This is a genomic window from Streptomyces sp. NPDC025833, assembly GCF_055558055.1.
This window is the reverse complement of the sequence record NZ_JBVHNF010000021.1, coordinates 16,753-43,449: the sequence shown is the minus strand read 5'-3', so window position 1 is coordinate 43,449 and position 26,697 is coordinate 16,753. Positions and strand designations below refer to the sequence as shown.

Genomic DNA, 26,697 nt, shown 5'->3' with positions numbered 1-26,697 from the left:
CGACTGATCGACTGCTACCGTCTGCCCGGGACCGGTTCGACCGGCTCGACCGAGAGGGGACAGCGGTGGCACACGACGGCGGCGCGGGCAGGCGCCGGGCCTTCATCGGATCGTTCACGGCCGCGGGCGGCCCGGGAGTGGTGGCCGCCGAGGTCGCGCCGGACGGCGGGGCCCTCACCCTGCTCTCCGCCGTCGACGACGTGCCGGACCCCTCCTACCTGGCCCTCTCGCCGGACGGGCGCACGCTCTACGCCGTCAGCGAGACGGCCGAGGGAGCCGTCGCCGCCTACCGCGTCGACGGCGGCCGGCCGGAACCCGCCGGTCCGCCGGTGCCGGTCGACGGCAGCGGCCCCACCCACCTCGGCCTGTACGCCGGACACGTGCTGACCGCCAACTACGGCAGCGGCAGCGTCACCGCCGTGCCCCTGCGCCCGGACGGCACGCTCGCCGGGGCGCCCTCGGGGCGGCTGCGGCACACCGGATCCGGACCGCACGACCGCCGCCAGCGCGGTCCGCACGCCCACCAGGTGCAGTCCGACCCCAGCGGCCGGTGGGCCGTCAGCGTCGACCTCGGGACGGACTCGGTCCGGGTGTGCACCCTCGTCGACGGCGCCCCCGCCGTGCACCGGGAGATCGCCCTGCGCCCCGGCTCCGGCCCCCGCCACCTGGCCTTCCACCCGGACGGCGAGCACGCCTACGTGGTCAACGAACTGACCCCCACGGTCACCGTGTGCCGCTGGGACGCCTCGGGCGGCTCCCTGAAGCCGGTCGCCGAGGTCCCCGTCCTGCGGGACGCGCCGGCCGGTGACGCCTACCCGTCGGGGATCGTCGTCTCGCCCGACGGCCGCTTCGTGTGGACCGCGACCCGCGGGGAGGACGTCCTGTCGGTCCTCGCGGTCGAGCCGGACGGGCTCAGGCTGACCGGCACGGTGCCCTGCGGCGGGAACTGGCCCCGCGCGCTGGCCGAGCACGACGGGTACCTCTACGCGGCCAACGAGCGCTCCGGCGACGTGACCTGGTTCGCCGTCGACCGTGCGACGGGCACCCCCCGCTACGACGGCTCGGTGCGCGTCCCCGCCGCCTCCTGCGTCGTCTTCGGCTGAGCACCCGCCCCCGGGGCACGGCCGAGGGCCCGCCCCGGGACGGGTGCGGGCCCTCGTGCCGTACGGGGCCGCCGGACACCGGCGGCCCGGTGTGTCAGCGGACCGGCGCGCCCTGCGGCTGCGGGGCGATGCCCAGCACCGTCGTGTACTTGGCGAGCGCGAGCTTGCCGATCGCCGGGTACGCGCCCAGCGCCTCGGCCGTGGCGCAGCCGGCCTCCTCGGCCGCGGCGGCCAGCAGCTCCGGGTCGATCTCCGGACCGATCAGGTACGGCGCCAGGGCGAGCTGCCGCGAGCCGGATGACCGGAGCTGCTCGGCCACGGAGACGATGGAACCCTCCTCGTCCAGGGCCGCCGCCATCACCGGCACGGCCAGCCGCGCGGCCAGCAGCATGCCGGTGATCCCGGCCGCCTGCACGGCCTCCTCGCCGCCCACGGACGCCAGTACGATGCCGTCGGCGGCGGTGGCCACGGTGAAGAGCCGGGCGCGGTCGGCGCGGGCCAGGCCCGCCTCCGACAGGCGCACGTGCAGCGCCTCGGCGAGCAGCGGGTGCGGGCCCAGCGCGTCGGTCAGGTCGGCGGCGACCCGGCTGTCCATCACGGACCGGCGGATCCGGCGCAGCAGCGCGTTGTCGGGACCGGCCAGCAGCGGGACGACCACGGCGACCGGGCCATCGGGCTCCCTGACACCCTCGACCCCGGCGGCGACGGCCTGCTCGTGCCGGACGGCGCGCTGCTCGGCGGCGCGGGCCAGCACGGAGCGCAGCGTGGGGAACTCGGCGTCGTCCCCGTCCAGGTACCCGATCCGGGCGTCCAGGCCGGGCAGCTCGGAGCGGGCGATGCTCACGACCTCCTCGGCGAGGCCGCGCGTGGCGGCTCCGGGCGTGCCGGGCACCGCCAGGACGAGCGCGGGCGCGCCCTCGGGAGCCACCAGCGGCTCCGGCCGGCGGTGCCGTCCGGGCTGGCGGGGTCGCGGCATTCGTACGGGCAGGCCGGACACGGGTCCAGTGGGGGAGCTCATGGCGCCGCATGTTACTGGCTCGGTGGGCTCCTCCGTTCGGGGAGGGTGCGGGTGAGTGGTATCCGTCCGGTTTTGTCGGATGAGTTACGTCCCGATGACGCACGTTTCCGGCACCTGCCGGGCGCGTGGCCCGGCGGGGCCTCTCACACACCCCGGGCGGGGCCCACGGACAGCAGTGCCGGGTCGTCCGGCAGGCCGAGCCGCCCGGTGGCCAGCTCGGTCGCGATCCGCACCGCGCCGTGCAGCGGGTCCCCTTCCGCCGGCACCTGCCGGACGTGCGGCAGCCTGCGCGTCAGCTCCTCGCGCAGCGGCGCGAGGAGCGGCTCGCCCATCGCGAACAGGCCCCCGGTGAGCGCCACCGCCGGCTCGCCGTCCGCCGGGCACACGGCCGCCGCGGAGCCGGCCATGTCGCGGGCCGCCGCGCGCAGGATGCCCGCGGCGACCGGGTCCCGCGCGGCGCACGCGGCCACCCGGGGCGCGAACGAGGCCAGCACGGCGGCCCGGTCGGTCCGCGGGTACAGCAGGCCGGGCAGCCCGCGCACCGGGCCGAACTGCTCCTCGGCACAGGTCAGCAGGGCCGTGGAGGCGCCGTCCCGGCCGTCGTGGGCGCGCAGCGCGGCCTCCAGGCCGGCCCGCCCGATCCAGGCGCCGCTGCCGCAGTCGCCCAGCAGGTGCCCCCAGCCGTCGGCCCTCCGCCAGCCCGTCAGGTCCGTGCCGATCGCGATCAGCCCGGTGCCCGCGGCGAGGACGGCGCCGGGCCGCGGGCCCAGGGCGCCGGCGTACGCGGTGACGGCGTCGGCGGCGAGCGCCACGGTCCGCACGCCCAGTTCCCGGGCGAGCGCGCCGGGCAGTTCGGCGCGCAGGGCGTCGCCCAGGGTGGCGAACCCGGCGGCGCCGACGGCGGCCGTGTCCAGCCCCGCCAGTCCCGCGCGGGCGGTCAGCGCGCGGGCCACCGGGACGAGTTGGGCCATGAGGTGACCGGGGTCGATGCCCCGCGCGCCCGTGCGGACCGGCTCCCGGGTCTCCTGCCGCGCCGAGGGCGCCCGCCCCGGGACCCCGACGGCGATCCGGAGGCCGGACCCACCGGAGTCCACGGCGAGGTACCCCGCGACGGTCACGGCAGGCGCCAGTCCACCGGCTGTCCGCCCTGCTGCATCAGCAGGTCGTTGGCCCGGCTGAAGGGGCGGGAGCCGAAGAAGCCGCGATCGGCCGACATGGGCGAGGGGTGCGCGGACTCGACCGCCGGCAGGGTGCCCAGCAGCGGACGGAGGTTGCGGGCGTCGCGGCCCCACAGGATGGACACCAGCGGCTTGCCCCGCGCCGCGAGGGCCCGGATGGCCTGCTCGGTGACCTCCTCCCAGCCCTTGTCCCGGTGCGCCCCCGGACTGCGCGGCGCCGTGGTCAGCGCCTTGTTGAGCAGCAGCACGCCCTGCCGGGTCCACGGCGTCAGGTCACCGGTGGACGGCTGGGGCAGCCCGAGGTCGCCGTTCAGCTCGCGGAAGATGTTGATCAGGCTGGGCGGGAGCGGGCGCACGTCGGGCGCGACGGAGAACGACAGGCCCACCGCGTGGCCCGGCGTCGGGTACGGGTCCTGACCGACGATCAGGACCCTCACCTCGTCGAAGGGTTGCTGGAAGGCCCGCAGGACGTTGGGTCCGGCCGGCAGGTAGGTGCGTCCCGCGGCGATCTCCGCGCGCAGGAAGTCGCCCATCCCGGCGATCCGTCCGGCGACGGGTTCCAGGGCCTTCGCCCAGCCCGGTTCGACGATTTCATGCAAGGGTCGTGGTGCCACGGGCGTCACCCTACTGCCGTGCGCCCGCCGGCGATCAACCGATGGCCGGAGCACCGCCCCGAGCCGGCTCGCCGCCCGGTTCCGTCCGCCGCCCGTCCCCGTCCGTCCGGCCGCCGGTGGCCGTTGTCAACCGATCACCGCCGCGCGCACGCACAGCACGTCCGGCAGGTGCGTGGCGAGGGTCCGCCAGGTGTCGCCGTCGTCGGCCGAGGCGAACAACTCGCCGTTGCGGTTGCCGAAGTACACCCCGGCGGGGTCGGCGTCGTCCGTGCACAGGGCGTCCCGCAGCACCGTGCCGTAGTGGTCCTCCGCGGGCAGGCCCGCCGTCAGCGGCTCCCAGGTGGCGCCCGCGTCCGAGGTGCGGAAGACCCGGCAGCGGCGCCCGGCGGGCACCCGGTCGGCGTCGGCGTTGATCGGGAAGACGTACGCCGTGCCGCCCCGGCGGGGGTGCGCGGCCACCGCGAAGCCGAACGTGGTCGGCAGGTCCGCGCCGATGTCGGTCCACCGCCCGCCCGCGTCGTCGCTGCGGTACACCCCCCAGTGGTTCTGGAGGTAGAGCCGGTCCGGGACGGCCGCGTCCCGGGCGACCTTGTGCACGCACTGCCCGAACTCCGGGTGGGGGTCCGGCAGGAACACGGCGGACACACCGGAGTTGGACGGCGACCAGCTCGCGCCGCCGTCCGTGGTGCGGTACACCCCCGCCGCGGAGACGGCCACCGTCAGGGACCGCGGGTCGCGCGCGTCGGTGAGCACCGTGTGCAGGCCCTCACCGCCGCCGCCCGGCACCCAGCGGGCGCGGGTCGGGTGCTCCCACAGCGGCCGGACCAGTTCGAAGCTCTCGCCGCGGTCCCGCGAGCGGTACAGCGCGGCCGGCTCCGTGCCCGCGTACACCACGTCGGGTTCGCCGGCGGCCGGGTGCAGCTGCCAGACACGCTCCAGCGAGGCGCCGGTGTCCTCGGGGAAACGCACGGCGGGCCGGGCCGGTTCCGCCCAGGTGCGCCCGAGGTCGTCGGAGTGGAACACCGACGGGCCCCAGTGCGCGCTGTCGCCGCCCGCCAGCAGCCGGGGCCGGGCACCCCGGGTGTCGATCGCGACCGAGTGGACCGCCTGCGTGGGGAAGCAGGGGCCCCCGTCGAACTCCCAGGGGCCGCCGCCCCGTCGCCGCCCGATGAACAGGCCCTTCCGGGTGCCCACCGCGAGCAGTACCTCGGCCATGCCGGTCACCTCCGGGACGCCGTCGTCCGGGTAGTCGTCAGATCCCGGCCAGTCTGCACCCGGTCACCGACAATCCCCCACGAATCGCGCCTTCGTGCAGGTCACCGGCTGTGTCGTCGGCCGTGGCGAAGATCGGCCGGTTCTCGCTCCGGCATGGGCCTGCGCGGAAGGGGGGTCTCGTGCGACCGTCGGGGTGGCGGTTCGCCGTGAGCAGCGGAGCGGTCCCTCCCGTGCGGGAGGGCGGTCCGGCCGTGGGTGCGCTCGTGAGGAGGATGCCTTTGAAGGCGTTCCGTGGTCCGAAGGTGTGGCTGTGGCGCTGGCGGCGCAATCCGCTCAAGCGCCGGGCCGACGTGGCGGAGGCGTGGCTCGTGCTCGGCTCGTTCCTGCTGACGGCCGTGGCCGGCGTGCTGGCGGGCCTCGCGGCGACAGGCGAGGTGGAGGCCGCACTCGCCCGGGAACGGATCGGCCGGCGGCCCGTGGTGGCGCGGGTGGTCGCACGGGTGCCGGACTCGTCCACCGGCCGCGCCACCGTCGCCGACCGCGTCTGGGCGAGGGTCCACTGGACGGGGCCCGACGGCAGGGACCGCACCGGCCGGGCCCGGGTGCCCGCCGGGAGCGGGGCCGGCACGCCGGTCACCGTCTGGACCGGCCCCGGGGGCCGGCTCGCCTCCCGTCCCAGCACCGCCTCCCAGGCCGGTCTCCGGGCCACCCTGGCCGGCATCCTGGTCGGCATGGGCGCCGCCGCCGTCCCGCTCGTCGGCGGCCTGGCCGTACGGAGCCGTCTGGAACGCCGGCGGCTGGACGCCTGGGACGCGGAGTGGTCCCGCCTCGGCCCGCAGTGGGGCCGCACGGTCTGAGACCGGCCGGCAGCCGGTCCGGTGCACGCCCCGGCGCCGCCCCGGACCTTCCGACGGGCAGCGCGCGCCCCTCCGTCACCCCGGCCCGCCTCCGCACCCTGCGCCGATCCGTCCCCCCAGGGACGTCACCCGCACCGCGGGTCCGGCCGCCGTACCGGGTGCCACCCGGCGTCTGCTGCGGCGCCCCGGCTCACGTCCCTTCCGTGCCGCCCTCGGCGCCCCGGAGCCCCCTCAGCGCCTCCCGGCACCTCCTCAGCAGTTCCTCGTCGTCGGGGATGTCGCGGCTGCCGAACGCGCGCCCGTGGGCCGTGTGGCGGCGCGGGCGGGCGAGTTCGGCCGTGAGCAGGTCGCTCAGCGGCGCCGCGGCCGGGCCCATGGTGGCCAGGCAGCGGGCGACGGGGACGCGGGTGTGCGGATCCGCGCCCCACGCCTCCCGGAACACCGGCCGGACCAGGTCGGGGTCCCCGGTGATGCGCCAGAGCGCGCACGCGGCCGGTACCCGCTCCCGCGCCGGCCCCGAGCGGGTGAGCCGGCGCAGTTCGGGTACCGCGGTGCGCGCGGCGGGGCCCAGCACGGCGAGCTGCCGGACGGCGCCTCGGCGCAGGCCCGCGTCGGCCTGCCCCAGCTCACGGAGCAGGACGGGGAGTACGGCGGAGGCGTCACGGTCCGCCGACCACAGGGCGCCCGCCGCGCCGGCGGCGTGCCGGGTGTGCAGCAGGGGGCGCAGGAGCGGGGCCGCGTACGCGGCGGCGCCCAGCTCCGCCAGCGTCTCGATCACCTGGCCGACGACGTCGTCGGGCGCCCCCGGGCCGCCGGGGGCGCCGGTGAGGAGGCGCAGCAGCTCGGGGACGGCCTCCCGGTCGCCGATGGCCCTCACCGCCGTCAGCAGCGGGGCGGCGAGCCGGGCGGTGGCGGGGGAGGCGAGCGGGACCCGGCCGAGGCGGTCGCGCAGCGCCGGGGCCAGGGGCGCCGCCGCCCGGCCGAGGTACACGACCTCGCAGCCCAGTCCGGCCGGCGCCGCCGGGCCGGCCAGCAACCGGGCCAGCGGCGGCACCGCGCGCGGATCGCCGGTCCTGGCCAGCGCCCTGAGCGGGCCGCCCAGGGTGGGCGAGGAGCGCTCCCAGCGGTGCGTCCACAGATCCGGCCGGGTGGCCACGAGCGCGTGCAGCTCGCCGACGGCGGGCACCGCCAGGGCGTACAGCTCGGCGAGGACGGAGACGGCCGCGTCCCGCAACCGGTCCTGGTCACTGCCCAGTTGGGCGCCGAGCAGCCGTACGGGCTCCTCGTACGCGCCGCGCCAGCCGCGGAACAGCACCGCCGACATCCACACGGCGTTGCACCGGTCCACCGGGTCCGGACTGGTCAGCTGCCCCGCGAGCAGGGCGGTCCGGTCCGCCACCCGGTCGCCGAGCGCGTCGTGCAGGGTGCGCAGCAGCGCGGCGCCCTGCTCGTCGGAGGGGCGCAGCCGGCGTATCCGGCGGACCAGGGTGTCCGTGCCGGAGGGCTCCCGGGCCGGCGGGCGCTGGGCGGAGCGCTGGCGCAGCAGGGCCACCGCCGCCCGCACCGGGTCGGCGGGGAGCTTGCCGGGCGCGCGGAGCGCGAGCTGACCGAGCGCGGCGAGCCGCGGGCCCGGCGCGTAGGGCGGCGCGCTCTGTTCGGCCAGGAGTTCCACCGCGTCGTCGGCGTGCGCGGGGTGGCGGTGCGCGAACAGCCCGAGCGCCTCGGCGAGGGCCGGCAGGACCCAGTCGTCCCGCTCGGCCCGCAGCCGCCGCCGCAGCACCTCCAGGACCCGGATCGGCTGGTCCAGGAAGCGCACCAGGGCGCCGGCCGCGGCCCGGCGGACGGCCGGGTCGGGGTCCCCGGCGAGCGCCGCGAAATTCTCGGCACCGGCCCGTACCGCCGCCCGCGCCCGCCCGTCCCACGCGGTACCCCCGGTGCTCTCCCCGCCGATGCTGACCAGCAGTTCCACGATGCAGCCGCGTTCCGGCACCTCCTCGCGGGCCGCCAGAGCGTACAGGAAGGGGACGCAGGCCAGCGTCGAGTCGTACACCCTTCCCTGGTGGTGCACCGCGCCGTACATCCCGTCCAGGGCGGTCGCCCGCTCGGCGCAGTCCGCGGACGCCAGGGCCCGCAGCCAGCCGGGCACGTCCTCCGCGCTGCCGTGCGCGTGCCGCAGCGATCCCCAGTCGACCTCGTCGATCCCCGTGAACACGTTGTCCTCCCCAGGAGAGTGCCACCGGACCGCGAGTGTGCACCACGGCGGTGGCGACGGACCGCATGCATCCGCTGACTGTGTGCGATCCGTCGGCGGTCACCGGCCATCCGCGGACCGCTCCCCTCCGCAAGCGCGGCAGGGGTCAGTTCAGGCCGGGCAGGGCGCGCGCCAGGATGGCGTCGAAGGCGGCCTCGGCGGGCAGGGTGCCGAACGCGTGGCCCCAGTCGCCGCCCAGCCGGCTCGCGCAGAAGGCGTCCGCTACCGGGTGCGGGGCGTGCCGTACGAGCAGGGACGCCTGGAGCGCGAGCGCTGTCCGCTCGACCAGCCGGCGGGCGCCCGCCGGTTCGGTTCCGGCCCACTGGTCCGCGAGCGCGGCCACGGCGGTGTCGAGGCGGGTGTCGGCCCCGCGGGCGAGGGCGAGTTCGGCGAACAGGGCCTCGGCGCCGTCCGGTTCGCGGCCGAGGGCGCGCAGTACGTCGAGCGCGTTGACGTTCCCGGAGCCCTCCCAGATCGACAGCAGCGGGGCCTCGCGATAGTGCCGGGGCATGCCGGAGTCCTCGACGTACCCGTTGCCGCCCAGGCACTCCAGGGCCTCGGCGGTGAAGGCCGGGCCCCGCTTGGTGACCCAGTACTTGCCGACGGCGGTGGCGATGCGGCGGAAGGCCCGCTCCCCGGCGTCCCCGCGCACGGCGCGGTCCGCCGCGCCGGCCAGCCGCAGCGTGAGCGTCGTCGCCGCCTCGGACTCCAGCGCGAGATCGGCCAGGACGTTGCGCATCAGCGGCTGGTCGACCAGGCGCGCGCCGAACGCGCTGCGGTTCCGGGCGTGGTGCCCCGCCTCGACCAGCGTCTTGCGCATCAGGGTCGCCGAGGACATCACGCAGTCCAGCCGGGTGCAGTTGACCATCTCGATGATGGTCTTCACGCCCCGCCCCTCCGGCCCCACCAGCCACGCCACGGTCCGGTCGAACTCCGGCTCCGACGAGGCGTTGGACCGGTTGCCCAGCTTGTCCTTCAGGCGCTGGATGCGGAAGGTGTTGCGGCTGCCGTCCGGCAGGACGCGCGGCACCAGGAAGCAGGACAGCCCGCCCGGGGCCTGCGCGAGCACCAGGAAGACGTCGCACATCGGCGCCGACGTGAACCACTTGTGCCCGCGCAGCGTGTACACGCCCGGTTCGCCGGTGGGCGTGGCCGTGGTGGTGTTCGTCCGGACGTCGGAGCCGCCCTGCTTCTCGGTCATGCCCATCCCGGCGAGCAGCCCGGGCTTCTCGGCCGGGACGCGCAGCACGGGGTCGTACTCCCGGCTGGTGAGCAGCGGCTCGTAGACCTTGGCCAGATCCGGCTGTGCGCGCAGGGTGGGCACGGCGGCGTAGGTCATCGACGTCGGGCAGCCGTGCCCCTCGTCCGTGTGCCCCCACACCAGGCCGCCCGCGACGCGGGCCACGTGCGCGCCCGGCCGGCCGTCCGCCCACGCGGCGCCGGCCAGCCCCTCGGCGATCGCGGTCCGCAGCAGGTGGTGCCAGCTCGGGTGGAAGTCCACCTCGTCGATCCGGTGGCCGTAGCGGTCGTGGGTGCGCAGCACGGGTTCGTGCCGGTTGGCCTGCTCGGCCCACTCCTGGGCCTCCGCGCTGCCGGCACGCGCCCCCAGCCGGCGGATGCCGTCCGCGGCCCACCCGGCGCCCTCCCGGCTCAGCCCCTCCAGCAGGGCCGCGTCGTCGGAGGCGTCGTAGGGGGCGAGCGGGGGCGCCTGGTTGGTGACGTCGTGGGTGGCGTACGGCCGCCGGGGCGGCACCGGCGGGGGCGACTGCGCGGGGAGGGAGGCCATGACAGCATGTTGCACCTTTCCTGCGGCTGTAGCAATGACGCAACAAGGAGGCGCACGTACAGTACGGGGCCATGCGCATGAACGTTCCGGCGGAGCCCGGCACGGCCGGCCTGCGACCGCTGTCCGCCCGGTCCGTCGTGCTGAGCCTGCTCCTCGGCGTGCACCCGCCGCAGCTCCCGGTGAGGGACCTGGTCCGGCTCGTGGAGCCGTTCGGGGTCGGCGGCTCCACGCTGCGGGCGGCGCTGAGCCGGATGGTGTCCGCCGGGGACCTGCGGCGCGCCGAGGGCGTCTACCGGCTCAGCGACCGGCTGCTGGCCCGGCAGCGCCGCCAGGACGACGCCGTGCACCCGCGCACGCGCGCGTGGGACGGCGACTGGGAGCTGGTGGTGATCACGGCGACCGGCCGCGGTCCCGCCGAACGCGCCGATCTGCGGGCCCGGTTGACCGCGCTGCGCCTGGCCGAACTCCGGGAGGGCGTGTGGCTGCGCCCGGCCAACCTCGACCGTCCGCTGCCCCCGGCCCTGGAGACGCTGGCCCTGACGGGTACGGCCCGCCCCGACGAGCCGCCGCGCGAACTGGCCGCCCGGCTCTGGCGGCCGGCGGACTGGGCGGCCACCGCCCGGCACCTGCTCGCCGGCGCGGCCGGCGCCGGCCGTCCGGCCGAACGGCTCGCCGGCCACGCCGCGGCCGTCCGCCACCTGCTCGCCGACCCCGTCCTGCCGCCCGCGCTGCTGCCGCCCGACTGGCCGGGGGAGGCCCTGCGGGCGGCGTACGCGGACTACCGGCGGGAACTGGCCGCGGCCCTGGGCGGGTCGCCGGAAGGGGGCCTGCCGTCGAATGCGCAGCCCGAAGGGCACAACCCCCCGTAGAACAGGGTTTGTTGACAAGTCTTTGCTTGTCTTGGAAGTCGCACCGTGCCAGAGTGGCGTCATCGCGACGAATGACTGGGGGAAACAGCGATACACGGGGGACGGGGGAAAGAAGTCCCTTCTGCGTAGCGTGCGCCGGATGTTGCGCACCGACCATCAAGCCCGATGGGCACTGCCTGTAACGGCGCCGACCCCGCCGTGCGTGCCCAGTTCTACGGTTTGGAATCTGGTGATAGCGGAAGAAGTGTACGACCTTGTGCTGGACGACTTGTTCGTCCAGCTCCACCAACTGGTTCCGGGAAGTTCCGTCTTCCTGAAGATCGAGGGCCTCAATCCCGCGGGTTCGGTGAAACTCAAGACCGCGGTGGCCCTCGTGGCGGATGCCGAGGCGTCCGGGCGCCGCTTTCCGCGGACCCGGCTCATCGAATCGACCTCGGGAAACCTGGGAGTCGCCCTGGCGATGGTCTGCGCCGCCAAGGGCTACCCCCTCACCTGCGTCACCGACCCCAACGCCAACCCGCAGACGGTCCGCCTGATGGAGGCCCTCGGCGCCGAGGTCGTGGTGGTGACCGTCAGGGACGGCAACAGCGGCTACCTGCAGTCCCGCATCGACTACATCCAGGAGCGCCTGGGCCGGGAGCCCGACCTGTACTGGCTCAACCAGTACGCCAACCCGGCGGGGCCGCGGGCGCACCGGCAGCGGACCGGGCGGTCCATCTTCGAGGCACTGGGCCGGGTGGACTACGTGTTCGCCGGCGCCGGCACCACGGGGACGCTGATGGGGTGCGCGGAGTTCTTCCGCAGCCACAGCCCCGGCACCCGGATCATCGCCGTGGACAGCGTGGGTTCGGTGACTTTCGGGGGACCGGCCGGCCGCCGCCACATTCCCGGCCTCGGCACCAGCCGGCGGCCGGAGATACTCACCGAGAGCCTGGTCGACGAAGTCGTCCTGGTACCCGAGGCGGAAACCGTGGAGATGTGCCGCGCGCTCGCCAGGGAACGCGGCCTGCTGTTCGGCGGATCGACCGGAACGGTGCTCAGCGCGGTGCAGAGCGCGGCCAAGAGCATTCCGGACGGCAGTGTCGTCGTGGCGATCTCACCCGACTTCGGCGACCGCTATCTCGAAACGATCTACGACGATTCCTGGGTGGCCGAGCGCTGGCCCGGACGCCTCTGAAAGACCATCGGCAGAGAAAACAATGCCCGGGCGCCGTCCCGGGCCGGGGGAAACGCAAAGTGTTCACATTCGAAATAGTCGCGGGTGGCACCGTGCGCACCGTGCTGCGAGAACGCCGCCGCGAAGTCCTCGATCTGGTCGCCCGCACCTATCGCAGTCACGGGGCCGGCCGGACCGTCAATCCCGACAGCCATTTCCTGCGCTTCCCCGAGAAGCCGGACTCCCGCATCATCGCCCTGCCCGCCTTCCTCGGTCCCGAGTCCGGTGTCGCCGGCATCAAGTGGATCGCGAGCTTCCCGGAGAACACCCGGGCGGGCACGCCCCGCGCCTCCGCGGTCCTCGTCCTGAACGACTACGCGACGGGCTACCCCGTGGCCTGCCTGGAGGCCGCCGCCATCAGCTCCGCCCGCACCGCCGCCTCCGCCGCGGTGGCCGCCACCGCGCTGCGCCCCGAGGGCCACCGGGGCACCACGACCGCCGTCGTCGGCGCCGGGGTCATCGCCCGCAACATCTGCGACTACCTGCACGCCGCGGGCTGCGTCCCGGACGCCTACCTCGTCCACGACCCGGACGAGCCCTCCGGCCGGGCCCTCGCCGAGCACGTGCGCACCACCCAGGGCGTGCCGGCCTCCGTCACCCCGGACCTCGCCGAGGCCCTCGCCGCCGACACCGTCGTGTTCGCCACCACGGCGCTCGAGCCGTACGTCACCGAGCCGTTCGCGCCCGGCCAGCTCGTGCTGAACATCTCCCTGCGCGACCTCGCGCCCGAGGTGGTGCTGGCGGCGCAGAACATCCTGGACGACGTCGACCACTGCCTGAAGGCCGACACCTCGCCGCACCTCGCCGAACAAGCCACCGGATCCCGGGACTTCGTCACCGGCACGCTCGCCGGCGTACTCGACGCGGAGGTGGCCGTGGACGCCGCACGGCCCGTGGTCTTCTCGCCGTTCGGCCTCGGCGTGCTGGACCTCGCCGTCGGCGCCTTCGTCCTGGAGCAGGCCCGCCGCGACGGCACGACGGTCGAGATCCCCGACTTCTTCGGGGAGACGCGCCGATGGTGACCCCGGCACGGCCCGCCACGGCCACCGTGGCGATCATCGGCATGGGCTCCCGCGGCCTCGGCCTGCTGGAACGCCTGGTCGCCCACTGCCTCACCCGGCCCGCTCCGGTGACCGTCCACCTGGTGGACCCGCGGCCCTGCGGACCCGGCTTCCACCTGGGCGACCAGCCCGACCACCTGCTGCTCAACACCGTCTGCTCCCAGCTGACGGCCTTCGCCGACGAGCGGATGGTCGAGGGCCCCGCGCCGCTGTCCGGGCCCTCGCTCGCCGAGTGGTGCCGGCAGCGGGACCTGCGCCTCGCCGACGACGGCTGCACCGTCCGCCCCGGCGAGGGCCGGCCGGTCCGCGCGAACGACTTCCTGCCCCGCAGGCTGCTCGGCGAGTACCTCGCCTGGGCCGCCGGCGAGATCGCCGCCGCCGCGCCCGACTGCCTGACGGTGGTGCGGCACCGGTGCGAGGCGGTCGACGTGCGGCCCGGGGCCGCCGGGACGGAGGTGGTCGAACTCGCCGACGGCGCCCGCGTCGACGCCGACGCCGTGTTCGTCACCGTCGGCCACCACTCGCTGTACCGCCCGGCCGCACCGGCCGCCGAACCCCGGCTGGTCACCCGCCCCTACCCGCTGCCCGGGGCGCTCGACGCCATCGCGCCGGGCGAGCGCGTCGCCGTGCTCGGCATGGGACTGACCGCGATGGACGTCATCGCGAGCCTGACCCTGGGCCGCGGCGGCCGGCACGAGCCGCACGGCCCGGGGACGCGCTACGTGCCGAGCGGGCGGGAACCCGTGCTCGTCCTGGCCAACCGTTCGGGCCTGCCCTCGCGCAGCCGGCCGTACCTGGCCCCGGACCGGGTGCGGCACGCGCCGCTCGCCCTGACGGCCGACGCGGTCGCACGGCTGCGCGAGCGGCGCGCCGACGGCCGCCTCGCCTTCACCGAGGACGTGCTGCCGCTGGTCGAGGCCGAGATGGAACTGGCCTACCACCGCACCCTGCGGGCCCGGGAGTGCGGCGACGCGGCGGAGGCGGGCCGCGAGTTCGCCGACCGGGTCCGGGAGCGCGGGCACGAGGCGGTGCTGCGCGAATGCCGGGCCCGCCGGGGGCCGAGCCCGCTGGCCGGCGTCCTCTCCCCGGCCGCCCGGCGGTGGGCGGACCACGACGCGTACGCCCGCTGGTTCACCGGCGAGGTGGCCGCGGACCTGGCGGAGGCCCGGGCCGGACTGGGCGTCAGCCCCCTGAAGGAGGCACTGGAGGTCCTGCGGGACCACCGCGACGTCCTGCGGACGGCCGTCGACGCGCCCGGCCTCGACGACGCCTCCCTGGCCGGGTTCTTCGGCGAGTTCGACGCCACCGTCAACCGGCTGGTCATCGGCCCGCAACTGGACCGCTCGGCCGAACTGCTCGCCCTCGTCGGGGCGGGCGTCGTCCGGCTCGGCCCCGGACCCCGGCCCAAGGTCGTCGCCCCGGCCGGGCACGGACCCTGGATCCTCGAATCCACCGGTCTGCTGCGGCACACCTCCGTCGAGGTCGACCACGTGGTGCACGCGCACATCGGCGAGCCCGCCCCCGAACGCGTCCCCGGGTCCCTGCTCCACACCCTCGCCGCGGCCGGCCGGATCCGCACCCTCGGCTCCCGCGGCGGTCCCGCCCACGGACTGGACGTCACCCGGGAGGGCCGGGGCGTCGACCGCGCCGGGACCGTCCAGCCGCGGCTGTTCTTCCTGGGCCCGCACACCGAGGGATCCAGCTACTACAACCACTACGTCCCCTCTCCGGGCCTGCCGTCCCGCGCCCTGAGGGACGCGGAACTCGCCCTGAGCACCTCCCTGCCGTCAGTGATCACGAGGAAGCGATGACCAACAGCGAGAAGTTCACGCCCTGGACGACGGAGTACCGGGCCGAGACCCGGGCCGCGCAGGGCGACGGCTGGCGCGACCCGGCGACCGGCGCCGTACCGCCGCCCGTCAGCCTCGCCGCGACCTTCGCCCGGGACACCGGGTACCGCCTCCCCGGTGACCTGGCGTACCTGCGGGACCAGGGCAACCCCGGCTACGAGCAGGTCGAGAACGTCGTCGCGGGCCTGGAGGGCGGCTCCGAGGCCCTCGTGTTCTCCTCCGGCATGGCGGCGGCCACCGCGGTCTTCCAGGTGCTGCCCGGCGGCTCCCGGGTGGTGGTGCCGAGGACCATGTACTTCGGGCTGACCAAGTGGCTGACCGAGTTCGGTCCCTCGCGCGGCCTGGAGGTCGTCCGGGTGCCCATGGACGACCTGGCGGCCGTCGCCGCGGCCGTCTCCGCCGCCCCCACCGCCCTGGTGTGGGCGGAGAGCCCGGCCAACCCCACCTGGACGGTCACCGACATCGCGGCCGTCGGCGAGATCGCCCACCGCGCGGGCGCCCTGTTCGGCGTCGACAACACGGTCCCGACCCCGGTGCACAGCCGGCCGTTCGGCCTCGGCGCCGACGTGGTCATGCACTCGGGCACCAAGTACCTCAACGGGCACACCGACGTCGTCGCCGGCTTCCTCGTGCTGGCGCCGGAGCGGACCGAGGCCCGCGAGACGCTGTGGGAGCGGCTCCGGCTGCACCGCAGGCTGACCGGCCCGATCCTCGGCCCGCTGGAGACGTACCTGCTGATGCGCGGCATACGCACGCTGTTCCCGCGCATGCGGCAGACATCGGCCACCGCCCTCGCGCTCGCCACGCACTTCGCCGAGCACCCCCTGGTGAGCCGGGTCGCCTATCCGGGCCTGCCCGCGGACCCCGGGCACGAGGTCGCCGCCCGCCAGATGACCGGCGGCTTCAGCGGCATGCTCTCCCTGCACGTCGCCGGGGACTGGCAGCGCTCGCTGGGCGTCGCCCGGCACTGCCGGCTGTTCATCCGCGCCACCTCGCTCGGCGGTGTGGAAAGCCTCGTCGAACACCGCTACACCTTCGAGGGGCCGGGCAGCACCGCACCGAAGGACATGATCCGCCTCTCCATCGGCCTGGAGAGCCCGGACGATCTCGTCGCCGATCTGGAACAGGCCCTGGAAAGGGCTGCGAAGGAAGACAGTTGAGCCCCGAGTCCCCCGACACAGACACCACCCCGGGCGCCGCGCACACCGCCGCGCCGCCCTCCGGCCCGGGCCGCCGCACACCCCGGCGGCCCGGGGAACCGCGGCCGGCCGGCGCACCCGGCCCGGACGACCGGCCCCGGCTGCTGCGCGACGCGTCGCTGTCCGCCGTACTGGCGGGTTTCGTGGCCGTCGTCGTGTCCTACTCCGGACCGCTGGTCATCGTGCTCTCGGCGGCCTCGGCCGGCCACCTCGACAGCGCGCAGACCAGCTCCTGGGTGTGGGCCATCTCCATCGGCAGCGGCCTGACCTGCATCGTGCTGAGCCTGCGCACCCGCATGCCGGTCATCACCGCCTGGTCGACACCGGGCGCCGCCCTGCTGGTCACGAGCCTCGGCGCGTACTCCTACGCCGAGGCCGTCGGCGCGTTCCTCGTCACCGGCGCCGTCATCACCCTGATCGGCCTGACCGGGGTGTTCGGGTGGCTGATGCGCCAGGTGCCGACGGCGGTCGTCTCGGCGATGCTGGCGGGCATCCTGTTCGGCTTCGGCACCCACGTCTTCACCTCGCTGAAGACGGCGCCGCTCATCGCGGGTTCCGTGCTGGTCGCCTATCTGGTGGCCAAGCGGCTGCTGCCGCGGTACGCGGTGCTGATCGCCCTCGCCGTCGGGGTCGCCGCCAGTGCGGCCGGCTCGCGGCTGCACGTCCACGTGGACTCGATCGAGCTGGCCCGGCCGGTGCTCACGGCCCCGGAGTTCTCCGTCGCCTCGCTCGTCGGCATCGCGGTGCCGCTGATCCTGGCCACACTGGCCTCGCAGAACGCCCCGGGCATGGCCGTGCTCTCCGCCTCCGGCTACGAGCCGGAGGACCGGCTGCTGATCGGCAGCACCGGCCTGGTGTCCACCGCCCTGGCCCCCTTCGGCAGCCACGCGATCAATCTGGCCGCGATCACGGCGGCGATCTGCACCGGTCCCGAGGCACACCCCGACCCGCGGCGGCGCTACGTGGCCGGTGTCTCGTGCGGGGCCTTCTACCTGCTGATCGGCGCCTTCGGCTCCACCCTGGTGGCCTTCTTCGCCGGGCTGCCCGGGGAACTGGTCGCCGCCATCGCCGGTGTCGCCCTGTTCGGGGCGCTCGCGGGCGGCCTGACGGGCGCGGTCAAGGAGGAGAAGGACCGGGAGGCCGCGCTGATCACGTTCCTGGCCACCGCCTCCGGTGTCACCCTGTTCGGCATCGGCTCCGCGTTCTGGGGCCTGGTCCTCGGGGTCGCCGCCCACCTCGTCCTGTCGGGCCGGTGGCGCCGGCGGACGGCCGCGGCCTGACCGGGCACCGGGCCGGGCCGCCCGCGGGCGGCCCGGCCCGGCGCCCGCTCGTACAGGCGGGGATCCGGCGCGCGCCGGACCCCGCCTTCGCCATGCCGCCGACCGCGGTCCGCACCGGCCGCCCGCGCCCCGGGCGGCCGGTGCGGCGCGTGGGGCCGGTGGCGCGCGGGTGCGGCGTGACGTTCCCTGGTGACTGCGGGCGTCCCCGGAAGAAAGCGGGTGACAGGCGCGGGCGCGGGAACTCGGTGGGCCACGAAGGCGATCTCACCCGAGGAGAGTCATGGCTGAGCAGAAGTCGTCGGTCCTCACGGCGCCCCTGCGCGGCGCCGCCTCGGTACTGCGCAGGGTGCCCGGCGCCACAACGGTGACCAGGGCCGCGGAGGAAACACTGGACAAGGTCGGCGCCGTCTCCCCCCGCGGGCGGCGCATGGCGGTGTACGCCGGGGCCGGGGTGCTCGGCGTCGCCGGAGTGGTGGAGTGGCCCGTGGCGGTCACCGGCGCGGCGGTGGCCTGGCTCACCCAGCCCCGCCCGGACCGGCCGGCGGACGCGGGCCCGCCGGAGCCCGAGCCCGCCCACGACCTGGGCACCGCCGCCCTGCGGTCCGCGGGAACGGGCCACGGCCCCGCCGGGAACGCGGGCACCCCGCACCCCGGGCACGGTACGACGGCCGAGGCCGCGCCGCCCGGCCGCACGGAGGCAGCCGGCCCCGCCCACGGCACCAGGGCGTCGGCGGCCAAGCCGTCCTCCGGTCCCCTCGGGCCCACCGCACGGCCCGACCGCACCACGCTCTGAGGAGGCCACGTTGCCCGGACTGCTGACGGTGCCGTCGGCCGCCGCCCGCCTGCTGCCCTCGGCGCCCCGGCTGCTCGCGCGAGCCGCGGCACCGGCGGCCGGACTGGCCGCCGGTGCCGCCGCCGGAACGGTGCGCGCGGGCGTGCGCGGCGCGGACGCGGCCACCCGGATCGCGCGGGTGGCCCGCAACGCGCTGCCCGGCGCCGGCGACCACTGGCGCTCCGGCGCCCGCGCCCACCTGGCCGTGCGCCCCGCCGAGCAGGCGGTGGCGCGACGCGCGGGCGGCACCGGCCACCTGGCGCGCCGGGTGGCCGAGGCGCTGGAGGACCACCCCGACGTGCTCTTCGCCTACTGGGACCAGGGCCTGGCCCGCCTCGTGGTGACCGCGACCGGCGAGGAGGCCGCCGACCGGGTCATGGACCACGCCGCCGAACTGGCGGAGCGGCACGGCCTGGTGCTGTCCGCCGCGGACGTGGAGGAGACCACCCACCCGGCCGACCCGGCCGGGGTGCGCGCCGCCGCGGCCACGCTCGCCGCCGACGGGGTCGGCATCGCCGTCGCCCTCACCGCCTACTCGCTGCGGCTGCCGCCCTCGCCCCGGATGGTGACCGCGGTCGTGACCCTGCTGCGCGAGAACCCGCGCTTCCGGTCCTGGCTGCGCGGCCGCCTCGGCGACACCCGGATGGACCTCGCCCTCGCGTGCGCCAACGCCGCCGTGCACGGCGCCGGCCAGAGCCCCGCCTCGCTGGTCCTCGACGGCGTCCTGCGCGCCTGCCAGGTGGCCGAGACGGTGGCCCGCTCGGCCGCCTTCGACACGGTGCACGACCAGTTGTGCGCCCCGGACCGGGTCAGCCTCGCCCCGGAGGGCACCCCGCGGCCGCCGCTGCGCGTCCCGCCGGCCCAGGAGTACGCGGCCCACGCCTCCGCCGGCAGCGTGCTGGGCGCGGCGGCCACCCTGCTGGTCAAGCACGACGCCGCCGAGGCGGCGGAAGCGGTGCTGGCCGGCTCCCCGAAGGCCGCCCGGTACGGCCCCGCCGCCTTCCACGCCGTGCTCGGCGCCGCGCTGTCCCGCACCGGCGTGCTCGTGCGCGCCCCGGAGCGGCTGCGCCAACTGGAGATGACCGGTACGGTCGTCCTGCACCCCGGCGCGCTGCGCACCGCGGACGGCGAGCCCGACGCCTGGGCGGAACCGGTGCTCGACGCGGCCCGCCGGGCCGGGCTCCGGGTCGTCCTCGTGGACGACCCGGCCCTGGAGGACTTCACGGGCCTCGCCGACCAGGTGGTCGACGCCCGCCGGCCCCTGGACGACGTCGTGCACGAGGCGCGCGGCGAGGAGGGGGCCGTCCTGGTGGTCGCCCGGGTCGGCGGGGCCGGCGACCACGACGTCCTGGCCGCGCTGAACGCCGCCGACGTCGCCGTCGCCCTGACCGACCGGGACGGCGCGGTCGTCTGGGGCGCCGACCTCCTCGCCCTGCACGGCCTGCCCGACGTGTGGCGGGTGCTGACCGCGATCCCGGCCGCCCGCACCGTCGGCCGCCGCGCCCAGACCCTGGCCCGCTCCGGCGCCGCCCTCTCCGGCCTGCTCGTCGCCGTCGGCGAGTCCGGCGGCGGGCGCGGGCGCCGGGCCGTGCTGCCCGGACTCCGGCACGCGCCGGTCGACGCCGGTGCCGCCTCCGCGCTGGTGTCCGGCATCCGTGCCGCGCTCGGCGTCGCGACGGCCGGCGCCCCGCACCCCCGCCCCCGGGTGCACTGGCACGAACTGGACCCGGACCAGGCCCGGGAGCGACTCGCCCGGGAACCGGCGGCCAGCACCGGCCCGGACACGCTGACCACCCGGATGCGCAAGGCGGCCGACGGCGTCGTCCGGCATCCGGCCGCCGCGCCCGCCCGCTGGACCTACCGGTTCGGCCGGGCCGTCCGGGAGGAGCTCCAGGACCCGCTCACCCCCGTGCTGGCGGTCGGCTCGGCGGCGTCGGCGATCCTCGGCTCCGTGGTGGACGCGCTGCTCGTCGTCGGCGCCCTCGACCTCAACGCCATGGTCGGCGGCGTCCAGCGGCTGCGGGCCGAGCGGGCGCTGTCCGGGCTGGTCGCCGAGCAGGAGCAGAAGGCGCGCCTGGTGCCGTCCGAGGACTCCGAGGACCCCGAGGGCGACGCCCCGGCCGGCGGCACCCGGACCGTGGAGGCGGGCCGGCTCCGGCCGGGCCACGTGATCCGGCTCCAGGGGGACGACGTGGTGCCCGCCGACGCCCGGCTGCTGTGGCAGGACGGTCTGGAGGTCGACGAGTCCGCCCTGACCGGCGAGTCGCTGCCGGTGGAGAAGCAGACGGACCCGACCCCGCACGCCCCGGTCGCGGACCGGAGCTGCATGGTCTTCGAGGGCACCACCGTGGTGGCGGGGGAGGCCCGGGCCGTCGTCGTCGACATCGGGGACCGCACCGAGGCCGCGCGCGCCGTCCACCTCGCCGCCCGCACGCCCCCGGCGGGCGGTGTGCAGGTCAGGCTCCAGGAACTCACCCGCAAGGCGCTGCCGCTGACCCTGGCCGGCGGTGCCGCGGTGACCGGCCTGGCCCTGCTGCGCGGGACGCCGATCCGCGAGGCGGTCAGCGGCGGTGTGGCGGTGGCCGTGGCGGCCGTACCGGAGGGGCTGCCGCTGGTCGCGACGGTGGCACAGCTTGCCGCGGCCCGGCGGCTGAGCCGGGGCGGCGTCCTGGTGCGCACACCGCGCACGCTGGAGGCGCTGGGCCGCATGGACACCATCTGCTTCGACAAGACCGGCACGCTCACCGAGAACCGGCTGCGGCTGGTGCGCACCACCGACGCCGAGAGCACGGTCCACGCGGTGGACGACCCCGGTTCCGAGCGGACGCTGCGGTCCGCCGCACGGGCCTGCCCGCGGCTGAACGGCGGCTCCGAGCACCCCGTGCACGCCACCGACGAGGCCGTGCTGACCGCCGCGGCCCCCGATCCGGACTGGACCCAGCTGGCCGGGCTGCCGTTCGAGGCCGCGCGCGGCTACGCCGCCGCCGTCGGCCGCAGCGGGGACGGCCCGGCCGTGCTCGTGGTCAAGGGCGCGCCGGAGACGGTGCTGCCCGCCTGCGCCGGGCTGCCGGGGCACGCCTCCGACGCCGCGCACGCGCTGGCCGGGGACGGCCTGCGGATGCTGGCGGTGGCCGAACGGCGGCTCGGCGCGGACGAGCGGGCGTCCGAGGTCCTGGACCGGCCGCTGGAGAACCTGGAGTACACGGGTCTGCTGGCGCTGTCCGACGTACCGCGCGAGACGTCCACGGCGCTGGTGGCGGGGCTGAACGGGGCCGGCGTACGGCCGGTCATGCTGACCGGCGACCATCCGCAGACGGCGCGGTCCATCGCCGCCGACCTGGGCTGGCCCGCGGACACCGTGGTGGTCACGGGCGACGAGCTGGCCGCGGCGGACCGGGCGACCCGGGCCCGGATGCTGCGCGACGCGGGGGTGGTCGCCCGGGTGGCGCCCGAGCAGAAGCTCCAGGTGGTGGAGGCGCTGCGGGACGCGGGCCGGGTGGTCGGCATGGTCGGCGACGGCGCCAACGACGCGGCGGCGATCCGCGCCGCCGACATCGGCGTCGGCATCAACGCGCGGGGCTCGGCCGCCGCGCGCAACGCCGCGGACATCGTGCTGACCGACGACGACCTGACGGTGCTGATCGACGCGGTCGGCGAGGGCCGCGCCCTGTGGCACAGCGTGGCCGACGCGATCGCCATCCTGATCGGCGGCAACGCGGGCGAGATCGGCTTCGGCATCCTCGGCACGCTGCTGTCCGGGCGGGCGCCGCTGTCCACCCGGCAGATGCTCATGGTGAACCTGTTCACCGACCTGTTCCCGTCGATGGCGGTGGCGGTGACCGAGAAGGAGGGCGAGGCGGACCTCACCAAGGTGGAGGAGGCCGCCGGGGTGCTGGGCGAGCCGCTGCTGCGGCAGATCCGGCACCGCGCGCTGACCACCTGCCTCGGCGCGCTCACCGCCTGGCTGATCGGCCGCTTCACCCCGGGCACCGCCCGCCGCTCCAGCACCATGGCGCTGTGCGGGGTGGTCGGCACCCAGCTCGCGCAGACCCTGCTCGACCGGCGCGACAGCCGGCTGGTGCAGGTCACGTCCCTCGGCTCCGCCGCGGCCCTGGTCGCGTTGGTGCAGACCCCGGGCGTCAGCCGGCTGTTCGGCTGCACCCCGCTCGGACCGGTCGCCTGGGCCGGTGTCGTGGCGGCGATCGCGCTGGCGCTGGCGGGCCAGCGGACCCTGCCCCGTCTGGAGGAGACGATCGGCCGGCTGCTCCCGGCGTGACCGGCGGGCGCCGCCGGGCCGTCCTCCGCCGGGCGGCGCCCGCCGGCCACGCCGGGAGGCGGGGCTCAGACCGACCGGTGGTACTGGTCCGGGACCCGGACCTCCGCGCCCAGCTCCCGGGCGGCCTGCCGGGCCCAGGACGGGCTGCGCAGCAGTTCCCGGCCGAGCAGCACCGCGTCGGCCTCGCCGTTGGCCAGGATCTTCTGCGCCTGCGCGGGGTCGGTGATCAGGCCGACGGCCGCGACCGGCAGCGGGGTCTGCGCCTTCACCCGGGCGGCGAACGGAACCTGGTACCCCGGCCCGGTCGGGATGCCGACGCCGGAGGCGTTGCCGCCGGTGGAGACGTCGAGCAGGTCCACGCCGTGGGCGTGCAGGTCCCGGGCGAGGCGGACCGTGTCGTCCGGGGTCCAGCCGTTCTCCGGGAGCCAGTCGGTGGCGGAGACGCGGAAGAACACCGGCTTGTCCGCGGGCCACACCTCGCGGACCGCGTCCACGATCTCCAGGGCGAACCGGGTGCGGTTCTCGTACGACCCGCCGTAGGCGTCGGTGCGCCGGTTGGAGTGCGGGGAGAGGAACTCGTTGACGAGGTAGCCGTGGGCGCCGTGGATCTCGACGACCTCGAAGCCCGCGGCGAGCGCCCGGCCCGCGGCGTCGGCGAACTGCCGCACGATGTCCGCCATCTGATCGGTGGTCAGCTCGGTGGGCACGGGGTGGCGTTCGTCGAACGCGACCGCGCTCGGGGCGAGCGGCTGCCAGCCGTGCGCGTCGGGTCCGACGGGCGCGCCGCCCTTCCACGGCCGCTCGGTGGACGCCTTGCGGCCGCCGTGGCCGAGCTGGATCCCCGGCACGGTGCCCTGCGCGGTGAGGAAGCGGGTGATCCGGCGGAAGGCCTCCATCTGGGTGTCGTTCCACAGCCCGAGGTCGTACGGGGAGATCCGGCCCTCGGGCGCCACCGCGGTGGCCTCCACGAGGATCAGGCCGGTGCCTCCGGTGGCGCGCGCCGCGTAGTGCGCGAAGTGCCAGTCGTGCGGGGCTCCCGCGAGCGGGCCCTCCGGCTCGGCCGAGTACTGGCACATCGGGGCCATCCAGACCCGGTTCGGGACGGTCACTTCGCGCAGGGTGATGGGCTCGAAGAGCGCGCTCACGACGGACTCCATTCGTCACGGACCACTGATGGATTCGTACGGTACTCCTCGTACTACGAGAGATGTCAAACTACGATGCTCCTCGTACAATGTCCGTCAGTGAGGGGACGCCGTGCCGAGGGCCTCCCGCGACGAAGGGGCAGCCGCCGTGACCGACACCGCCACCACCGGGCGCGTGCTGCCGCACCCGGAGCGGGCGCAGATCCGGCTGGAGTCGGTGCTGCACGCCCTCGCCGATCCGATGCGGCTCCGGATCGTCCGCGAACTCGCCGCCGACGAAGCGGAGTTGTCCTGCTCTCAGTTCGACCTTCCGGTGACCAAGTCCACCACCACGCACCACTTCCGCGTCCTGCGCGAGAGCGGGGTCGTCCGGCAGGTCTACCGGGGCACGGCCAAGATGAACGGGCTGCGCCGGGACGATCTCGAAGCGCTCTTCCCGGGGCTCCTCGACAGCCTCCTCGCCGCCGCGGACCGGCAGGCCGCCCGGCCCGGCGACGGCGCCTGAACCGGCTCGGCGCCTGAACCGGCTGCGGCGGGGACGCCCCCGACCGGAGGCGGCCGGGCAGCGGGGGCGCCGTGCGGGACCGCGGGCGCACGACCGCGGGCTACGCCACCCCGGCCGCCCCGAGCAGCGCGTCCCAGTCGGACAGCTTGACCACGCCCCGCCCCAGCCGCGCACCCAGCTCGGCCTCGGCCCGCTCGATCGCCAGCCAGCCGTCCCAGGGCACGGGATCGACGCCCGCCGCCCGCAGCCCCGCGACCGGGTCCGCCGGCACGTCCGCCAGGGCGAGGGCGGGAGCGTCCGCGAGCAGCGAGGCCGCCGTCTCCTTGGCGCAGGGCCGGTTGGTGCCGATGACCCCGGTCGGACCGCGCTTGATCCATCCGGCGACGTACTCGCCGGGGGAGGGCGCGCCGTCCCGCAGGACGCGGCCCTCCCGGTGCGGGACCGTGCCGCTCGCCGGGTCGAACGGCAGCCCGGCCGGCGGCACCCCGCGGTAGCCCACCGAGCGCAGCACCAGTTGCGCGGGCAGGTCCTCGTACCGGCCCGTGCCGGTCACGCCGCCCCGGTCGTCGGGCTCCGTCCGCTCGAAGCGGACCGCGCCCACCCGGCCGCCGACGCCGAGCAGCTCGACCGGGCGCAGGAAGAAGCGCAGCCTGATCCGCCGGGCCGCCGCTGCGGAGGACCGCGCGGCCCAGTCGCGCAGCACCTCGACGTTGCGCCGCTGCGCGGCCGGCAGCGCGCCGGGATCGCCCGGATCGAGGGCGAGGTCGGTCTTGTCCACGGTCACCGCGGTGCCGGGCAGGGCGCCCAGCTCGCGCAGCTCCTTGGTGGTGAAGCGGGCCTGCGCGGGGCCGCGCCGGCCCACCACGTGCACCTCGGTGAGCCCGCTCGCCGCCAGTGTGTCCAGCACGGCCTGCGGGATGTCGGTGGGGCGCAGCTCCGCCACCCCGCGCACCAGCATCCGGGCGACGTCCACCGCGACGTTGCCCACCCCGATGACCACCGCCGACCGCACCCCGCGCAGGAAGCCCGCGTCGGCCGCGTCCGGGTGCGCGCTGTACCAGGACACGAACTCGGTCGCCGACCAGCTCCCCGGCAGGTCCTCGCCGGGAATGCCGAGCCGCCGGTCGGTGGCGGCGCCCACGCAGTACACCACCGCGTGGTACAGCTCCCGCAGCCGCTCCACCGGCAGGCCGCCGGGGCCGCCCACCCGGACACCGCCGAGGAACCGGACCCGATCGTGCTCCAGCACCGTGCGCAGGCTGCCCTGGAGGGACTTGATCTTCTCGTGGTCGGGGGCGACGCCGTAGCGGACCAGCCCGTACGGGCACGGCAGCCGGTCCAGTACGTCCACGTGGACCCCGGGATCCCCCTGGACCAGGCTCTGGGCGGTGTAGCACCCGCTCGGTCCGGAACCGACGACGGCGACACGCAGCACAGCGGTACTCCTTGCCCGAAGGAGGGGCGTGCGGACACTTCCAGCATGGCAGCCCCGGCGACCGGCGGGCAGGGGCCGGTGGAGTGACCCGGCCGCGCGGCGCGTGCCCCGGTGAGCGGCCGGTGACCGACGGTGTGCCGGTGGATCGTCGGGGCCGGAGGCGGTGCACCCGCGGTGGATCACTGGTTGCGGCCCCGCCGGCGCCCCGGCGTCCCGGCGCCGGCCGACGACGGCCGGACGGCGGCCGGGTGGCCCGGCCGCCCGCCACCTCCGCTGCCGTCAGGGCTCGTTCCGCCGCCGCTCCGTTGCGAAGAAGCGGGACAGGTCCGCGTCGGGCTCCCGGTCGTCCGGGGCGTTCTCCGGGGGCAGGCCCATCTCCCAGGCCAGCCCGTACCGCCGGAACAGCTCGGCCCGCAGTGTCGGTACGGGCATCGGCACGCCCGGGACCAGCGCCGCGTACACCGCGCCCATCAACAGGGCGCGCAGCATGGGGTATTCGGCCGCCGCGTCCGGGGCGCCGCACCGGGCGACCGTGTCGCCGAGGAGTTCCGCGAGCCGCCGCTGCTCCGGGCACTGCACGAAACCCTCCGCCTGCAACAGGCCCGCCATGTGCTGGCGCATCAGCACCGGCCGGTCCCGGGCGAGGCCGAGGATCGCGTCGACGGCCCGGGCCAGCCGCTCCCGCCCGTCCTCGGTGCGCGGCTCCCGCTCCAGCGCCTCCTCCAGCGTGCGGTGCATCAGGCGGTGCACTGCGGACTGCACCAACTGGCGCTTGCCGGGGAAGTAGTACGACACCAGGCCGCGCGCCGAACCCGCCCGGTCCGCGATGTCCCCCAGCGTCGTGGCCTCGAACCCGCGCTCGGCGACCACTTCCAGGGCCGCCTGAAGCAGCCGTTCCCGGGAACGCCGCCGCAGTTCTTCATTGACCGAGGCGCTTCGCGGGGACATCCTGTAACTCCTGCGTTGACTGGCTGCCAGCCAACTATACTCAACGCAGCGGGCCCGTC

20 protein-coding genes are annotated in these 26,697 nt (G+C 76.4%); 11 read left to right on the top strand and 9 right to left on the bottom strand.

Going from position 1 to position 26,697, the window contains the following annotated elements:
- Nucleotides 1-65 precede the first annotated feature (65 nt).
- Nucleotides 66-1,103 carry a lactonase family protein gene (locus ACZ4K2_RS31440; RefSeq protein WP_467478381.1) on the top strand — a complete coding sequence of 346 codons (1,038 nt, stop codon included), beginning with the start codon at nucleotides 66-68 and terminating at the stop codon, nucleotides 1,101-1,103.
- Between the two features lie 94 nt (nucleotides 1,104-1,197).
- On the opposite strand, the gene ACZ4K2_RS31435 is transcribed toward ACZ4K2_RS31440, so the two are convergent.
- The 4 genes from ACZ4K2_RS31435 to ACZ4K2_RS31420 form a co-directional block, all read right to left on the bottom strand.
- Nucleotides 1,198-2,121: a sirohydrochlorin chelatase gene (locus tag ACZ4K2_RS31435; RefSeq protein WP_467478378.1), complete on the bottom strand. Its 924-nt coding sequence runs from the start codon at nucleotides 2,119-2,121 to the stop codon at nucleotides 1,198-1,200.
- A gap of 143 nt (nucleotides 2,122-2,264) precedes the next feature.
- Nucleotides 2,265-3,239, bottom strand: coding sequence for an N-acetylglucosamine kinase (locus tag ACZ4K2_RS31430; protein ID WP_467478376.1), 975 nt, complete (start codon nucleotides 3,237-3,239; stop codon nucleotides 2,265-2,267).
- The gene (locus ACZ4K2_RS31425; protein WP_467478374.1) at nucleotides 3,236-3,913 is read right to left on the bottom strand and encodes a uracil-DNA glycosylase; all 678 of its coding nucleotides are present in this window, start codon (nucleotides 3,911-3,913) and stop codon (nucleotides 3,236-3,238) included. Before ACZ4K2_RS31425 ends, ACZ4K2_RS31430 begins: the two co-directional genes overlap by 4 nt.
- 126 nt (nucleotides 3,914-4,039) lie before the next feature.
- On the bottom strand, nucleotides 4,040-5,128 hold the full coding sequence (locus tag ACZ4K2_RS31420; protein ID WP_467478372.1) for a WD40/YVTN/BNR-like repeat-containing protein: 1,089 nt from the start codon (nucleotides 5,126-5,128) through the stop codon (nucleotides 4,040-4,042).
- Nucleotides 5,129-5,400: 272 nt separating this feature from the next.
- On the opposite strand from ACZ4K2_RS31420, the gene ACZ4K2_RS31415 reads away from it, so the two are divergent.
- Complete coding sequence (locus ACZ4K2_RS31415) at nucleotides 5,401-5,985, top strand: Rv1733c family protein (protein WP_467478370.1); 585 nt, start codon at nucleotides 5,401-5,403, stop codon at nucleotides 5,983-5,985.
- Between the two features lie 190 nt (nucleotides 5,986-6,175).
- Here ACZ4K2_RS31415 and ACZ4K2_RS31410 read toward each other — a convergent pair whose 3' ends face one another.
- Both ACZ4K2_RS31410 and ACZ4K2_RS31405 read right to left on the bottom strand, forming a co-directional pair.
- Nucleotides 6,176-8,197, bottom strand: a complete 2,022-nt coding sequence (locus tag ACZ4K2_RS31410; protein ID WP_467478368.1) for a HEAT repeat domain-containing protein — start codon at nucleotides 8,195-8,197, stop codon at nucleotides 6,176-6,178.
- Between the two features lie 145 nt (nucleotides 8,198-8,342).
- Entirely contained in the window at nucleotides 8,343-10,022 is a 1,680-nt protein-coding gene (locus ACZ4K2_RS31405) for an acyl-CoA dehydrogenase family protein (RefSeq protein ID WP_467478365.1), read from the bottom strand.
- 71 nt (nucleotides 10,023-10,093) lie between these two features.
- Here ACZ4K2_RS31405 and ACZ4K2_RS31400 point away from each other — a divergent pair, with 71 nt between their 5' ends.
- From ACZ4K2_RS31400 to ACZ4K2_RS31365, 8 genes are all read left to right on the top strand, one after another.
- The gene (locus ACZ4K2_RS31400; protein ID WP_467478362.1) at nucleotides 10,094-10,891 is read left to right on the top strand and encodes a PaaX family transcriptional regulator C-terminal domain-containing protein; all 798 of its coding nucleotides are present in this window, start codon (nucleotides 10,094-10,096) and stop codon (nucleotides 10,889-10,891) included.
- Between the two features lie 229 nt (nucleotides 10,892-11,120).
- On the top strand, nucleotides 11,121-12,068 hold the full coding sequence (gene sbnA / locus ACZ4K2_RS31395; protein WP_467478359.1) for a 2,3-diaminopropionate biosynthesis protein SbnA: 948 nt from the start codon (nucleotides 11,121-11,123) through the stop codon (nucleotides 12,066-12,068).
- Between the two features lie 59 nt (nucleotides 12,069-12,127).
- Complete coding sequence (gene sbnB / locus ACZ4K2_RS31390; protein WP_467478357.1) at nucleotides 12,128-13,129, top strand: 2,3-diaminopropionate biosynthesis protein SbnB; 1,002 nt, start codon at nucleotides 12,128-12,130, stop codon at nucleotides 13,127-13,129.
- A complete protein-coding gene (locus ACZ4K2_RS31385; RefSeq protein WP_467478354.1) occupies nucleotides 13,123-14,979 on the top strand; it encodes an FAD/NAD(P)-binding protein in 1,857 nt (618 codons plus the stop codon). The genes sbnB and ACZ4K2_RS31385 overlap by 7 nt, the downstream gene beginning before the upstream one ends.
- On the top strand, nucleotides 14,976-16,178 hold the full coding sequence (locus ACZ4K2_RS31380; RefSeq protein WP_467478352.1) for a trans-sulfuration enzyme family protein: 1,203 nt from the start codon (nucleotides 14,976-14,978) through the stop codon (nucleotides 16,176-16,178). Before ACZ4K2_RS31385 ends, ACZ4K2_RS31380 begins: the two co-directional genes overlap by 4 nt.
- Nucleotides 16,175-17,497, top strand: a complete 1,323-nt coding sequence (locus ACZ4K2_RS31375; protein ID WP_467478351.1) for a benzoate/H(+) symporter BenE family transporter — start codon at nucleotides 16,175-16,177, stop codon at nucleotides 17,495-17,497. The genes ACZ4K2_RS31380 and ACZ4K2_RS31375 overlap by 4 nt, the downstream gene beginning before the upstream one ends.
- A gap of 280 nt (nucleotides 17,498-17,777) precedes the next feature.
- The gene (locus ACZ4K2_RS31370; protein ID WP_467478348.1) at nucleotides 17,778-18,290 is read left to right on the top strand and encodes a hypothetical protein; all 513 of its coding nucleotides are present in this window, start codon (nucleotides 17,778-17,780) and stop codon (nucleotides 18,288-18,290) included.
- A gap of 10 nt (nucleotides 18,291-18,300) precedes the next feature.
- Complete coding sequence (locus ACZ4K2_RS31365) at nucleotides 18,301-22,605, top strand: HAD-IC family P-type ATPase (protein WP_467478345.1); 4,305 nt, start codon at nucleotides 18,301-18,303, stop codon at nucleotides 22,603-22,605.
- A gap of 65 nt (nucleotides 22,606-22,670) precedes the next feature.
- On the opposite strand, the gene ACZ4K2_RS31360 is transcribed toward ACZ4K2_RS31365, so the two are convergent.
- A complete protein-coding gene (locus tag ACZ4K2_RS31360; RefSeq protein ID WP_467478344.1) occupies nucleotides 22,671-23,750 on the bottom strand; it encodes an NADH:flavin oxidoreductase/NADH oxidase in 1,080 nt (359 codons plus the stop codon).
- Between the two features lie 148 nt (nucleotides 23,751-23,898).
- Here ACZ4K2_RS31360 and ACZ4K2_RS31355 point away from each other — a divergent pair, with 148 nt between their 5' ends.
- On the top strand, nucleotides 23,899-24,255 hold the full coding sequence (locus ACZ4K2_RS31355) for an ArsR/SmtB family transcription factor (RefSeq protein ID WP_467478342.1): 357 nt from the start codon (nucleotides 23,899-23,901) through the stop codon (nucleotides 24,253-24,255).
- 100 nt (nucleotides 24,256-24,355) lie between these two features.
- Here the strand turns inward: ACZ4K2_RS31355 and ACZ4K2_RS31350 are convergent, their stop codons facing one another.
- On the bottom strand, nucleotides 24,356-25,690 hold the full coding sequence (locus ACZ4K2_RS31350; protein WP_467478338.1) for an FAD-dependent oxidoreductase: 1,335 nt from the start codon (nucleotides 25,688-25,690) through the stop codon (nucleotides 24,356-24,358).
- Between the two features lie 279 nt (nucleotides 25,691-25,969).
- Nucleotides 25,970-26,638 (bottom strand): TetR/AcrR family transcriptional regulator, encoded by a 669-nt coding sequence (locus ACZ4K2_RS31345; protein ID WP_467478336.1) that lies wholly within the window; start codon nucleotides 26,636-26,638, stop codon nucleotides 25,970-25,972.
- Between the last annotated feature and the right edge of the window lie 59 nt (nucleotides 26,639-26,697).